General features: G+C 42.0%; 13 protein-coding genes. 9 read left to right on the forward strand and 4 right to left on the reverse strand.

Annotated elements, in window-relative coordinates; translation table 11 throughout:
• Positions 1-49 precede the first annotated feature (49 nt).
• Positions 50-325, forward strand: a complete 276-nt coding sequence (locus CYCPU_RS11650; protein WP_020161739.1) for a hypothetical protein — start codon at positions 50-52, stop codon at positions 323-325.
• A gap of 121 nt (positions 326-446) precedes the next feature.
• Here CYCPU_RS11650 and CYCPU_RS0101615 read toward each other — a convergent pair whose 3' ends face one another.
• Together CYCPU_RS0101615 and CYCPU_RS0101620 are read right to left on the reverse strand one after the other, a co-directional pair.
• Positions 447-743 (reverse strand): putative quinol monooxygenase, encoded by a 297-nt coding sequence (locus CYCPU_RS0101615; protein ID WP_232228526.1) that lies wholly within the window; start codon positions 741-743, stop codon positions 447-449.
• Between the two features lie 209 nt (positions 744-952).
• Entirely contained in the window at positions 953-1,840 is an 888-nt protein-coding gene (locus tag CYCPU_RS0101620; protein ID WP_020161740.1) for a LysR family transcriptional regulator, read from the reverse strand.
• A 117-nt stretch (positions 1,841-1,957) separates the two neighbouring features.
• Between CYCPU_RS0101620 and CYCPU_RS0101625 the strand changes: the two genes are divergently transcribed.
• From CYCPU_RS0101625 to CYCPU_RS0101640, 4 genes are all read left to right on the forward strand, one after another.
• Positions 1,958-2,689, forward strand: a complete 732-nt coding sequence (locus CYCPU_RS0101625; protein ID WP_020161741.1) for an OmpP1/FadL family transporter — start codon at positions 1,958-1,960, stop codon at positions 2,687-2,689.
• A 9-nt stretch (positions 2,690-2,698) separates the two neighbouring features.
• A complete protein-coding gene (locus CYCPU_RS0101630; RefSeq protein WP_198003961.1) occupies positions 2,699-3,259 on the forward strand; it encodes an OmpP1/FadL family transporter in 561 nt (186 codons plus the stop codon).
• A gap of 63 nt (positions 3,260-3,322) precedes the next feature.
• Complete coding sequence (locus CYCPU_RS0101635) at positions 3,323-4,702, forward strand: porin (protein ID WP_020161743.1); 1,380 nt, start codon at positions 3,323-3,325, stop codon at positions 4,700-4,702.
• A gap of 20 nt (positions 4,703-4,722) precedes the next feature.
• Entirely contained in the window at positions 4,723-5,496 is a 774-nt protein-coding gene (locus CYCPU_RS0101640; protein WP_020161744.1) for an alpha/beta fold hydrolase, read from the forward strand.
• Positions 5,497-5,829: 333 nt separating this feature from the next.
• Here CYCPU_RS0101640 and CYCPU_RS0101645 read toward each other — a convergent pair whose 3' ends face one another.
• Entirely contained in the window at positions 5,830-6,678 is an 849-nt protein-coding gene (locus tag CYCPU_RS0101645; RefSeq protein WP_015005142.1) for an alpha/beta fold hydrolase, read from the reverse strand.
• A 338-nt stretch (positions 6,679-7,016) separates the two neighbouring features.
• On the opposite strand from CYCPU_RS0101645, the gene leuC reads away from it, so the two are divergent.
• Genes leuC through CYCPU_RS0101660 form a run of 3 tightly spaced genes read left to right on the forward strand, consistent with a single transcriptional unit; the run spans position 7,017 to position 10,624 of the window.
• Entirely contained in the window at positions 7,017-8,447 is a 1,431-nt protein-coding gene (gene leuC, locus CYCPU_RS0101650) for a 3-isopropylmalate dehydratase large subunit (RefSeq protein WP_015005143.1), read from the forward strand.
• A 4-nt stretch (positions 8,448-8,451) separates the two neighbouring features.
• Positions 8,452-9,066, forward strand: a complete 615-nt coding sequence (gene leuD / locus CYCPU_RS0101655) for a 3-isopropylmalate dehydratase small subunit (RefSeq protein ID WP_015005144.1) — start codon at positions 8,452-8,454, stop codon at positions 9,064-9,066.
• 31 nt (positions 9,067-9,097) lie between these two features.
• Positions 9,098-10,624, forward strand: a complete 1,527-nt coding sequence (locus CYCPU_RS0101660) for a hydroxymethylglutaryl-CoA lyase-like TIM-barrel protein (RefSeq protein WP_016390976.1) — start codon at positions 9,098-9,100, stop codon at positions 10,622-10,624.
• A gap of 69 nt (positions 10,625-10,693) precedes the next feature.
• On the opposite strand, the gene leuB is transcribed toward CYCPU_RS0101660, so the two are convergent.
• Positions 10,694-11,800, reverse strand: coding sequence for a 3-isopropylmalate dehydrogenase (gene leuB, locus CYCPU_RS0101665; RefSeq protein ID WP_016390975.1), 1,107 nt, complete (start codon positions 11,798-11,800; stop codon positions 10,694-10,696).
• Between the two features lie 145 nt (positions 11,801-11,945).
• On the opposite strand from leuB, the gene ychF reads away from it, so the two are divergent.
• Positions 11,946-13,037 (forward strand): redox-regulated ATPase YchF, encoded by a 1,092-nt coding sequence (ychF, locus tag CYCPU_RS0101670; protein WP_016390974.1) that lies wholly within the window; start codon positions 11,946-11,948, stop codon positions 13,035-13,037.
• Positions 13,038-13,080: the final 43 nt, after the last annotated feature.

The raw sequence follows: 13,080 nt of genomic DNA on the forward strand, positions 1-13,080 counted from the left end.
ATTATTGGATTTATTGGAAACCGATGTTTTTATGTGGCACGGATAGAGTGTGCTTTACCTTGAGGGGAAGTGGGTTAAAGCAACGCCTGCTTTTAATATCGAAATGTGTACACGGTTTGGTGTTAAGCCATTGGAGTTCAATGGCGTAGATGATTCATTTATGCACGAATTTAATGAACAAGATAAAAAGCATATGGAATATCTTACCGATTATGGTTTTTTTGCTGACTTACCACATGAGCGCATCATCACGTCATTAAAATCAAGCTACCCTAAGTTCTTTGCGCTTGTTGAAAATAATAAGTCTATAAAAGATAGCTTCTAGGGTGTCGGAAAATTAAATAGCGTATTTTTCGACTAAGGAAAGATTGCTACTACTTCGATGCGTCTTTCTTGCAAAAAGTATGGGGCTACTAAGCAGCCCCATACGGTGTATTAATAAGGACTTATATTGTTGTCGGTGTAAGGTATTTAGTCGTTGGTGGTGCGGTTAATAACGTACCTAGTTTTTCTAAATCTCCGCGCTCTGAGCGCCAAGCCATATAACTTTTGTGGTCTTCGCGCGAGTCCCATTTTTCTAACACCACAATATTTAAAGGGTCATCATCATTGCTTGTAACGACAATCTCTTGGCAACCTTTAAAAGCGCGTGTATCCGGTAATATAGCTTCGAATGTATTTAATAGTGTTTCACGGTTTTCTGTACTAACTTGTAAATTCAATATTACATTTATAGACATCATTATTTCCTCTTTTAGTTTTCATTATTTTTTGGTTTTAATAACCAAAAATTAAAATCGCCTAGTATCACCTATCATGGGAAAAGTGATTCTAGACTTGTAAAGTGGCCTAAATATCCGGTCGCTCAGGCGTGTTTATACCACTTTATAAATCAATTCAATATCGTATCCTTGGTGTGAGATATTGCTAACCATGCATTTCATTTTTATTGTCAGTCCAATTTTAAATTTTTCTTAATAAAGTCATTAAATAACTGTATTTTTAACTGCTTATATTGCTTCTCTTGATACACTAAATAAATACCTGCAGACCCTAAGTCATAATTAGGCAGCAACTCAACCAAGCGTCCTTCTCGTAAATCTTCAGCCACTATAAAGTGAGACAAGACAGATGCGCCCGCACCTTGTAACAGTAAAGCTTTAACAGCGCCTGCATTGTTAGTTTTTATAATGGCACCGACCGACACGGTTTCTTGTTGCTTTTTTTGGGTAAATGTCCATTTAGTCGGGTTAGGCAATAAGGAAAAAATGACGCAGGCATGTTTTTCAAGGTCTTTGGGTGTAACTATTGGCCCGTATTGCTTCAAATAGCTAGGACTTGCGGCTAATACCAGGCGTGAATCAGCCACTTTTGTTGCGACAAGGTCAGAGTTTTGTAACCAGCCCACGCGAACACACACGTCTATATTTTCTTCAACCATGTCGATCACTTGGTCTTGTAGCATTAGTTCAATGTTTAATTTGGGGTATAAACGCATAAACTCGACAATTAACGGCGTAATATATTGAATCCCTAAGCTATTAGTTGTGGCAATTTTTAATGAGCCAACGGGCTGGTTTTGCAGCACACTGATTTCATTTTGCATGTACTGCGTCTCTTCTACGATTTTCTTGCAGCTTTGAAAGTAGATTCGCCCAACCTCAGTTAGGTTTAGTTGACGAGTTGTTCGATTTAACAACCTTGCACCAACTTGTTTTTCCAAGAGGGTGACGTGTCGACTAACCGCCGATTTTGCCATTTTCAACACTTTAGCGGCCTCAGTAAAGCTGCCCAAGTCAACGACATGGTAGAAAATCATCATTCGATTGAGGTTTTCCATAAGATAATTGTTCTTAAAAAGAGAATAGTCTAGTATATTATCTCCTGCATTATTTCATTATATGAAATTAATGGTGTGGTAACAATTCAATTAACCCAGCACTCCTAGGGGAATGTTATGACATACAAAGCTAAGATTTCAGTAGGGGTTCTTTTGCTCTCCTTTAGCCATTTTGCATCTGCAATCAATGGCTATTTCGCGATTGCTTACGGTGCCAAAATGACGGGCATGGCCGGAGCCGCGATTGCCTTTCCTGAAGACACTTTAACAGGTGCTGTTAACCCTGCCGGCATGTCTCAAGTAGAAGGTTTAGATATTGGCGCTCGTTTTCTCTATTTACCCCGTGACGCCGAATTTGATTGCCGGGGTATCGGGGCTTGTGATGAGCTAGTACGGGATGATAGTCAGCGCGATTATTGGATTGTTCCGAACTTTGGCTGGAATAAACGATTAAATGATAAAAGCACACTGGGTGTTACTGTTTACGGTAATGGTGGGATTAATACGGCATATAGAAAACGCTTGTTTACAGAAACAGCCGAACGTGTTTTAGGGGCTCCAAGCATAACGACAGACGGGCATCTAGGGGTGGATTTTGCGCAACTTATTATCGCCACCACCTACACGTATGAAATGTCTCCAAATAACTATATTGGGGTATCTCCTTTATTTGGTATTCAGAAATTTAGTGCGCAAGGTTTAGACTTCTTTCAAGGCGTATCGTCAGACGCAGGCAGTCTAACGAACAGAGGGGACGAGGTGTCCTACGGACTGGGTATTAAATTAGGGTGGTTTTATAAATCTAACGATACTTACCAGTTTGGCGCCTACTATGCACCAAAAATGTAAATGACTAAGATGAAAAAATATTCTGGTCTGCTTGCTAACAATGGTGAGTTTGATATTCCTTCAAATTACGGTGTGGGCTTGGCCATTAATTTTTCAAAACAACTGTCTATTGCTTTTGATGTGACACGCATTAACTACAAAGACATTGAGGCGTTGTCAAACCCTGTGCCCACGGCTTCGGAGCTGAACCCTATGATCGGTTTCTCCGCAGATAGGCTACTCGGTGCAAAAAACAGCGTTGGGTTTGGTTGGAAAAGTATTACGGCGTATTCATTAGGTGTTCGTTACATTTTTGATGACAAAATAACGCTTCGGGCTGGTGCAAACGTGGGTGAAGAACAGATTCCTAGACGATCTGGGTTACTAAACCCCATTACCCCCGCCATGCCAGCTAAACATTTAACGGCTGGGTTTAGCTATAAAAACAGTGAGCATTCAGAATGGTCATTGGCTGTTATGCACGCCTTTCGTAATGAATTAACCGCTGAGAACACAGCATTTTTAGGGACGGATGTTAAGTTTGGCATTGCTGAGACGACCTTAGATATTAGCTACAGTTACAGTTACTAAAAGTCGTGTAACATACTACCTCGGTTTGGATAAACCGATCACTCATAATAAGAAAAACTATAAATGATTATGTTAAAAAAATTATCAATCCCTTTGCTGGCGCTTGTTAGCCTTCCTGCTTTAGCTGATTCTTCTCATGCCTATGCAAATGCGGTTCTTGAAGCCCTTCAAAAAAAAGGCTTACTAAGCGAACATGATGTGGCGGACATTAAGCAACATGCTCAACAAGCCGAATTGCAAGCGAGTAAACCCTCCGTGGCTAAAAAAACCAGTGTTAAGTCGGCTGTTAATAATTTAGTCGTAGCGACTAAAAAAAATGTTAACAAGGCGAGTCCTAATATTAAATTTTGGGGGTTAGCGCAGCCACGCTACACCTTTGTCCCCTCTAAAAATGGCCGTCAAGGAACAAATAGTTTTACATTAAGACGAGCGCGTCTAGGTTTTACGGGTTTTGCAAGTGACAATGTGGCTTTTCGCTTCCAGTATGATGCATCTAACGAAGTGGTAGGCTTATCAAACGCGCAAAAACTACTGGATGCTTGGGTGAGTTTGAAGCACTTTGATGACAGTCTTGGTAGTATCACAGTGGGGCAGCAATTTGCACTCGGTTATACAAGGCGACCACATAAATCGGCTAGCGTGGAACGCAAATTTACCGAGGTGTTATCACCCGGGGCTGTCGGTCGAGCGCGTGGGTTAACAATTAGAAAAGGCAATATGGGGCTGCCTGAAACTAACTCAAAGGGGTATTTTGGTAACCGTGTACATTATGCGCTTGGCTTATTTAATAGCCCTGACTTATCGCTAAATAATGATAATAACGATTTGTTGTTTTCAGCCGCCTTTGCGCTCCGCCCAAATGGTATTTCCCCCAGTGATGATGAATATCAATTTAAAGACAGGCCGTTAGCGTACAGCGTTGGTGCTGCCTACAGTACATCATTAGATTCTGTCACGTTGGATACAAAATTTCAGCCTAACGGGGTTGAGTTAGATAATGAGTGGCTTAGCGTATTTGCAGACGTTCAAGCGCACCATTGGTGGCTATGGGCGTCATGGGCAGAATTTAAATCTGATGCCACAGGTGGTTTAGCAGTTAATACACAAGGTGATAATACAAATGCGCTGAGTTCTAGTGCTTTAACTTTAGGCCTTAGCCGTGCCTATTTGCTGAACTCTGAAGACATGGGCTGGGCATGGGCATTACAGTATCAGCATGTCGATAATGAGCACCCCTCTAGAACAGCTTTCTTTAGACCGTTAACAGGGAAATCGACTGATGAAATAGCTCGCGGTATGAACCAAGGTAGTGTTTACCAAGCTATATTCACTTGGCAGTTTGATGAAAACTTAAGGCTTATTAATGAGCTGGCGTACTATGACCCCACAGACGGTAAATTTAATTATCCATCGTTTATTAGTCAATTACAGCTTTCCTTCTAATTCAATAAAACGTGTAGCCTATGAAACAAGAACACTATATTCAAGCAGCTAACCGACGCCTTCGTGTGCAACAAATAGGTCATATACAGGCTAACGCACCTACATTAGTTTTTTTGCATGGTGGTATAGACTCTATTGAAATGTGGCGTGATTTCCCCGAACAAGTGCATCAAGCTACTGGTTTATGCGTTATTGTTTATGAACGCTGGGGGCACGGGCAGTCTGAGCCGCTAACTGAGTTTCGAGAGTATGACACGCGTGCAGAGGAGGCGGGTGAGCCGTTGCTTGATCTTTTTAAGCACTTTGGCTTAACTGACGTCATTCTAGTGGGGCATAGTTATGGCGGTGTTATATCTCTTGTTGCGGCAAGCCTGCATACAGAGGTTGTATGTGCTGTCGTATCGATTGTTCCGCAAATGCTTATTCATGATCAATGTTTAGCCGGTGCACAAGAAGCTAAGGAAGCGTTTGAAAATGGCGACCTTCGAAAAAAGCTCTTTAAATTCCATGGCGAAGGGCTCGATATTTTGTTCTATGATTGGATAAATAGAGTGAATAGTGAGGCTTACCAAGCTGAGGATTGCACGCAGTATTTGCAACAAATAAGCTGTCCGGTCTTGCAGGTTTTTGGCAAAGAGGATGGTTTTGGGTATTTGCCAAACCTTGATCTGTCAAAAAAACATATACCCAGCCAGCTATCAGTCAAGGTTGTGCCCGATGCAGGGCATTATGTTCACTTAGATGCTAAAGAAACCGTCGTTAATGAGGTAAAAGAGTTTTGTCTAACACTGTAATGCCAAAGTGAGTGTGGTGCGCCTTAGCGCTTTATATTAAAAAGCCAGGGACGTTTTTTATCTATAAGAGTAACAAGGTTTATCCCTAGTTCTGCGGGGCAATTATCAGCGTCTGTCTATTGCCCAACTGTACTTGAGTTGCGAAAACGCTCATCGCTACTAGCAAAAGGCAGATCGGTTTGTTGTGTTGTCTGACCTGTCGAGTGGGGAATAGTCCTGCTTTATCCGATCGGTTTTCTTCTAGCGTATAGCATTGAACAGCACTAGCCTAATGCAGGTTTCAAGCTGGCGGTTGATCGCCTGCATTATGACTAGCGGTTCAATATTTCTGCTTTAGCGAGCTAAAAAATCTAATGTTAATGAGTTGAATTTTTCTGCATGTTCCCACTGCGCCCAATGGCCGCACTTGCTAAGGATGTGCAAGTCTGCATTAGGAATACCCCATAAAAATTTAAGTCCATGATCAAGAGGGCAGAATCGGTCATCACGACCCCAAATGATAAATGTTTCAGCTGCTATTTTGCCGAGGTTGGGTGTAAAGTCGCTGACAATAATATTAGAACTGGCAAAGCTTTTCATAAAGTTTTCAAGGTGCTCAGGCTTTCTCATCATATTCTCAAAGCGGCCTTCAATTAGTTCGTCGCTCATTAATGAAGGATCGTAAACAAAAACTTCAATCATTCGTTTTAACGCTTCAAGGGATGGGTTTTGGTATAAAGCGACCAATAATTTAATACCCTCTAATGGCATTGGTGAGAACATGCTTTGGCCACCACCACCAGCACCCATCAATACCATTTTGTCTAGGCGCTCTGGAAACTCAAGAGAAAAGCTAAGTGCGCTGGCACCGCCCATTGAGTTGCCAATTAAGTGTGCTTTTTCAATACCTAACTCATCCATCAGGCCTTTAATAGCACGTGCGTTTAGTACATCGCGTGCTAGGTCTGTAATAACAGCGTCAGATTTATTAAAACCAGGGCAATCTAATAAAATAGTGCGATACTTTTCTGCAAAAGCATCAATATTTCGAGAAAAGTTACTCCAGCCTGCTGCACCAGGTCCACCACCGTGAAGCATGATGACGGTTTCGTCTCCACTGCCTGCTTCGTTATAGTGTAGGTTCATGTCGAGATTTTTAATGTGGATGTTTTTGCTGGTGTTTTGTTCTGTAAGAGTCGTCATGTATTTGCCTATAGTTTTTATTATGTTTGATTAAAGAAGGTCTTAACGTGTAAAGAATTAACTCAATGGAATTCTTGTTGTTACATTCAATTAGATTTTACTGATGTAAGTAAGTGGTGACTAGAAAAAGTTGATAGGTTTGGTTGCCTATATGGTTTTATGGTAATAAAAAAGTGGCCCGAAGAGTATCTAAGTGCATTAAGTGGGGCTTGAAAACAAGGTATTTAGGTAAAAGTTTGTGCTATCTGCTTAATCCAATTGCAAAAAACCACTAAATTAGCGAAAATACACGGTTCATTTGGCGTGCTGCCTCTCATTTTCTTCTCGTTGTCGAATAGATGCTTGAAGAACTAGCCTTGGAAAGAATTATGAAAAAAACGATGTATGAAAAAATTTGGGAAAGCCACTTTGTTCACCAAGAACCAGGTCAGGCTCCTTTGTTATATGTAGACAGGCACTTAATGCACGAGGTTACTAGCCCTCAAGCATTTGAAGGCCTTCGCATGGCAAATAGGCCAGTGCGTAACCCACATAGCATTTTGGCGACAATGGATCATTGTGTGCCGACTAAAGATCGTGATCTTCCTATTGCTGACCCAATTGCTAAAAAGCAAATTGAAACGATGGCAGAGAACTGTGAAGAAAATGGCCTAAATTTGTACGATATGGAAAGCCCAGATAATGGTGTGATTCATGTTGTTGTGCCAGAGCATGGTTTTGTTCATCCTGGAATGGTCGTAGTGTGTGGTGATAGCCATACAGCAACGCATGGTGCGTTTGGCGCATTGGCGTTTGGTATTGGCACATCAGAAGTAGAACATGTGATGGCGACGCAAACCTTGCCACAGCAAAAATCTAAAACCATGTTGGTTCAAGTGGACGGTAAGTTGTCTAAACACTGTACTGCAAAAGATATTGCCTTAGCGATTATTGGCGTAACAGGCACAGCGGGTGGTACCGGTTACGTCATAGAATATGCCGGTGAAGCGATTGAAGCGCTAACGATGGAAGGCCGTATGACTGTTTGTAATATGGCTATTGAAGCAGGCGCCCGTGCAGGCATGGTGGCGCCGGATCAAAAAACATTTGATTTCTTAGAAGGTAAAGAGTTTGCACCTAAGGGAGAGCAGTGGGAGCAAGCATTAACGTATTGGAAATCACTGGTAACTGATGAAGGTGCAGAATATGACAAAGTTATCACCCTTAATGCATCAGATATCTCTCCTCAAGTTACTTGGGGTACATCGCCTGAACAAGTTATTGGCGTAAACGGTGCAGTACCGACGCCTGAAAGCTTTGATGATAAGGGCAAGCGTTTAGCCTGCGAAAGTGCACTTAAATATATGGGATTGGCAGCAGAAACCAAAATGACCGATATCAACATTGATTACGTGTTTATTGGTTCATGTACTAATGGCCGTATCGAAGATTTTCGTGATGCCGCTGAAATGGCAAAAGGCACAACCGTGGCAGAGGGCGTAACAGCGATAGCCGTGCCAGGGTCTTTCCACGTGAAAGTACAAGCTGAAAAAGAAGGCATTGATAAAATATTTAAAGAGGCAGGTTGGGAATGGCGCGAGCCAGGCTGTTCAATGTGTTTGGCTATGAATGGCGATGAGCTTAAAGACGGCCAACGTTGTGCGTCAACATCAAATCGTAACTTTGAAGGGCGTCAAGGCAAAGGTGGACGTACTCACCTTGTGTCACCCGCAATGGCAGCGGCCGCAGCGGCCGCCGGTCACTTTGTCGATATCAGTAAATTAGGTTAAGGCTATGGAAAAATATACAAAACACGAAAGCGTTGCGGCATTAATGAACCGTAATAATGTTGATACCGATCAAATTATTCCAAAGCAGTTTCTAAAAAAAGTAGAGCGTAGCGGATTTGGCGTACATCTATTTCATGATTGGCGTTATTTGAATGATGGTGTAACACCTAACCCAGAATTTGAGCTCAATAAGCCTGAGTTTGAAGGGGCAAAGATACTAGTAACAGGCGATAACTTTGGTTGTGGTTCGTCACGTGAACATGCGCCATGGGCGATTGCAGATTATGGTTTTAATACCATTATCTCAACAAGCTATGCTGATATTTTTTACAATAACTGTTTTAAAAACGGCATCTTAGCGATTGTTGTGCAGCCTGATCAATTGGATGCGTTAATGGCAGAAATTAGCGCAAACGAAGGGGTTAGTTTTACTGTAGATTTAGAAAATCAAACCGTTACAACACCGGGTGGCAATGGGTTCTCGTTTGAGATTGATCCGTTTCGTAAAGAAAACATGTTAAGTGGCTTGGATGATATTGGGCTAACACTTAAGCATGTAGATAAAATCAGCGCCTTTGAAGAACAGCATAAGCAGCGTCTTCCTTGGCTTTGGGCGTAAAAGCTAATAAGCGGTTAAGTTAAGCGGAAAAATGAGCTCTCGGTATATTCAAATTATGGACACCACCTTGCGTGATGGTGAGCAAACGCAGGGGGTGTCCTTTTCGCCTGCTGAAAAAGTAAGCATTGCGAAGGCGTTATTAGAGTCGCTGCGGGTAGACCGCATCGAAGTTGCGTCTGCTGGTGTGTCCGAGGGCGAGCAAGAAGCAGTTCGTAATATTAATGAGTGGGCGCAAGCTGAAGGCTTTGATGGAAAAGTAGAAGTCTTGGGTTTTGCCGACCATAAGCGTAGTGTCGATTGGATTGTTAATGCCAATGGTAAGGTGATCAACCTTCTTACGAAGGGTAGCGAAAAGCATTGCCGAGAACAGTTAGGTAAAACCTTAGACGAGCACGTTGAACAAGTGCTTAATACGGTTAATTATGCCTTGCAGCAAGGCTTAAAAGTTAATGTGTACCTAGAAGACTGGTCAAACGGCTATGCAGACAGTCCGGAGTATGTGTTTGCATTTATGGAGGCCATAAAAGATGCAGGTATTGATCACTTTATGTTGCCTGACACGCTAGGTGTTATGTCACCTGATGAGGTGCGAACAGCGTTAACAGATATGTGTACACGATTTCCTGACGTGCAATTCGATTTTCACCCGCACAATGATTACGGCCTAGGCACAGCTAATATTATGGCCGCCGTAGAAGCAGGTGTAAGCGCCATACATTGCACAGTAAATTGCTTGGGTGAACGTGCAGGCAATGCATCTGTGTCAGAAGTTTCCGTTGTTTTGCGCGATAAAATGGGCATGGAGCTGTCCATTGATGAAAGTAACATCGTGCGTTTAAGCAATATGGTTGAAAACTTTTCAGGCAAGTGGGTAGCGGCTAATGCGCCTATTATTGGTGATGATGTGTTTACACAAACCGCCGGTATTCATGCTGATGGCGATAAGAAAGGCGGTTTGTATGAAAGTAAGCTAAGCCCTGAGCGCTTTTCTAGAATACGCAGCTATGCCTTAGGTAAAATGAGCGGTAAAGCATCACTCAGTAAGAACCTTGAGCGTTTGGGTATTGAGCTGTCGGAAGAAAACCAAAAGAAAGTGCTTGAACGTATTGTTCGTTTGGGGGATTCAAAACAGACGATTACCACTGAAGACCTTCCTTTTATTATTGCCGATGTATTAGAGAGTGAAAGCTACAAGCATATCCGTTTGCTCGACTGTTCTATTACCAGTCGTTTAGATCAATCGTCTATTGCCGATATCGCTGTGAATATAAAAGGTGCTGAATATCAATCAAGTGGCACAGGCAATGGTGGTTTTGATGCTTTTATTGATGCCATTAATAAGCTATTGGTTGAATACGATGCGGTATTGCCAGAGCTAGAAGATTACGAAGTAAGAATACCTAAGGGCGGGCATACTAACGCACTAACAGAGTGTGTTATTACGTGGGCGAATGAACGAAAAATGCGTAAAACAAGGGGTGTACATTCTAACCAAGTGTTTGCCTCGATTCTTGCGGCGCTTCGAATGATTAATATTCAGTTGCACGAAAAATCGTAAACGATTAATAATCGAGCAATAAAAAAGGCTTACATCTGTAAGCCTTTTTTATTGGGTGTTAAATAAGATTTAAACCGTTGGCATAGCCTTAAGTTTTTCAACCACCTTGTCACCGAATGCATCTGTGCTAATCATCTTAACGCCACTACCTGGCTTAGATAAGTCTGCCGTTGAGAAACCATCAGCAAAAACGCCTTGCATGGCAGCCCAAACATTTTTCGCTTCTTCAACCATGCCAAAGCTATATTCAAGCATCATAGCAACAGAGCCAATCATGGAATACGGGTTGGCAATGTTTTTACCAGCAATATCCGGCGCAGAACCATGAGAAGGTTCGTAGTAAGCTTTCTCGTCTCCTAGGCAAGCAGAAGGCATTAGGCCTAATGAACCAAGAATACCGCCGCCTTGATCACTTAAAATGTCGCCAAACATGTTTTCCATTACCATCACATCAAACTGCGTTGGGTTTAAGCAAAGCAAAGTTGCGGCAGCATCAACTAAAATATTGATGACCTTAACATCTGGGTACTCTGTAGCAACTTCTTCCATCACCTCATTCCATAAAACGGATGATTTAAGAACATTACTTTTATGTATATTGTGAAGTACTTTTTTACGACCACTGGCTAATTTGAATGCGTGGTGCATAATTTGGCGAATTTGGTTTTCGTCGTACTCCAACGTTTCTTTAACATAACGTAAACCGTCATCATTAACGCCAACTTCCTTGTTACCAAAATATAAGCCGCCGACCAGTTCGCGAACCATGATGAGGTCAATGCCATCACCAATAATTTCAGGTTTTAGCGGAGAAAAGTGAGCCAAACTTTGTGGAAGAGAAACGGGGCGGTAATTGGCGTAAGTTTTGTAGCGACGACGCATAGGTAACAATGCACCACGTTCAGGCTGTTTGTCGATAGGAATTTTTTTTGATTCTTCGTGGCTTAAACCGATAGGGCCTTTAATAATGGCATCGGCTTGATCGCAAATGTCTTTGGTTTCTTGTGGGAAAGCATCACCTTTTTCAAAATATCCACAAGCACCAAATAAAGCGGGCATTAATTCAAATGTTACATCATTGCGTTCTTCAACGAGTTTTAAAACCTTAACGGCTTCTTGCATAATTTCTGGGCCAATACCGTCACCCGCCATAATGGCAATTTTGTAATTTTTCATGAGTTTACCTGTCGATTTAATAAATATAAGAGAGGGATTTTACGCGACTAGAGGCGTGTGTGCCATTATCACTTAGATTGTTTTTCAGTCTGTAGGCGCTTAACGTATAATAGCGGCCTGTATAGAACTTCAAAGAGATGACCTTATGGCTTTAAATTGTGGAATTGTTGGCTTACCAAATGTTGGTAAATCAACACTTTTTAATGCGTTGACGAAAGCAACCATTGCAGCAGAAAACTATCCATTTTGTACGATTGAGCCAAACACGGGTATCGTACCTGTGCCTGATTTGCGCTTGGATAAACTGGCACAAATCGTCAAGCCAGAGCGCGTAATACCGACAACATTCGAGTTTGTGGATATTGCTGGGCTAGTGGCTGGTGCCTCTAAAGGGGAAGGTTTGGGGAATCAGTTTTTAGCTAATATTCGTGAATCAGATGCTATAGCACATGTAGTGCGTTGTTTTGAAGACGATGACGTGATTCATGTGGCAGGAAAAATTGATCCTTTAGCCGATATTGAAGTGATTCAAACTGAATTAGCCTTAGCAGATATGGCATCGTTAGACAAAGCGTTGACCAAAGCAACCAAGGCATCGAAGTCTGGCAACAAAGATGAATTAAAACGTAAGGCCTTAATTGAGCAAGCGCTGGCGCATTTGGATTCAGATATTACTTTAAGAACATTAGGCTTAAGTGAAGACGAGTTAAAGTCATTTTCAGACCTGCAATTGCTGACATTAAAACCCATGCTATATATTGCCAACGTACAAGAAGATGGGTTTGTGAATAATCCACATTTGGATGCTGTGACAGCATTAGCGCAAAAACAAGGCGCCGAAATTGTTGCCGTTTGTGCAGCCATGGAAGCTGAAATTATTCAGTTAGATGAAGATGAGCGTGCAGAATTTTTAGAAGAGATGGGTCTAGAAGAGCCTGGGCTTAACCGAGTGATCAGAGCGGGTTATCACTTGCTGGGCTTGCAAACATACTTCACTGCCGGAGTAAAAGAAGTAAGAGCTTGGACCATTAAACAAGGTGCAACTGCGCCACAAGCTGCGGGTGTTATTCATACCGATTTTGAAAAAGGCTTTATCCGTGCAGAAATTACCGCCTACGAAGATTTTGTTCAATACAATGGCGAGCAGGGCGCAAAAGAGGCGGGTAAATTGGGTGTTCAAGGTAAAGATTACATTATGCAAGACGGAGATGTAACGCACTTTAGGTTTAATGTGTAAAACTTCGCAGGTATCTGCCTGTTTGGCTTGACAAAATAAGCCG

Source organism: Cycloclasticus pugetii PS-1 (assembly GCF_000384415.1).
Classification (GTDB): Bacteria; Pseudomonadota; Gammaproteobacteria; order Methylococcales; family Cycloclasticaceae; genus Cycloclasticus; species Cycloclasticus pugetii.

What these genes read in the sequence shown, in the direction of transcription:
- CYCPU_RS0101615 (WP_232228526.1), bottom strand. Translation starts at nt 743, where the DNA reads ATGATGTCTATAAATGTAATATTGAATTTACAAGTTAGTACAGAAAAC.
- CYCPU_RS0101620 (WP_020161740.1), bottom strand. Translation starts at nt 1,840, where the DNA reads ATGGAAAACCTCAATCGAATGATGATTTTCTACCATGTCGTTGACTTG.
- CYCPU_RS0101625 (WP_020161741.1), top strand. Translation starts at nt 1,958, where the DNA reads ATGACATACAAAGCTAAGATTTCAGTAGGGGTTCTTTTGCTCTCCTTT.
- CYCPU_RS0101630 (WP_198003961.1), top strand. Translation starts at nt 2,699, where the DNA reads ATGAAAAAATATTCTGGTCTGCTTGCTAACAATGGTGAGTTTGATATT.
- CYCPU_RS0101635 (WP_020161743.1), top strand. Translation starts at nt 3,323, where the DNA reads ATGATTATGTTAAAAAAATTATCAATCCCTTTGCTGGCGCTTGTTAGC.
- CYCPU_RS0101640 (WP_020161744.1), top strand. Translation starts at nt 4,723, where the DNA reads ATGAAACAAGAACACTATATTCAAGCAGCTAACCGACGCCTTCGTGTG.
- CYCPU_RS0101645 (WP_015005142.1), bottom strand. Translation starts at nt 6,678, where the DNA reads ATGACGACTCTTACAGAACAAAACACCAGCAAAAACATCCACATTAAA.
- leuC (WP_015005143.1), top strand. Translation starts at nt 7,017, where the DNA reads ATGCTTGAAGAACTAGCCTTGGAAAGAATTATGAAAAAAACGATGTAT.
- leuD (WP_015005144.1), top strand. Translation starts at nt 8,452, where the DNA reads ATGGAAAAATATACAAAACACGAAAGCGTTGCGGCATTAATGAACCGT.
- CYCPU_RS0101660 (WP_016390976.1), top strand. Translation starts at nt 9,098, where the DNA reads ATGAGCTCTCGGTATATTCAAATTATGGACACCACCTTGCGTGATGGT.
- leuB (WP_016390975.1), bottom strand. Translation starts at nt 11,800, where the DNA reads ATGAAAAATTACAAAATTGCCATTATGGCGGGTGACGGTATTGGCCCA.
- ychF (WP_016390974.1), top strand. Translation starts at nt 11,946, where the DNA reads ATGGCTTTAAATTGTGGAATTGTTGGCTTACCAAATGTTGGTAAATCA.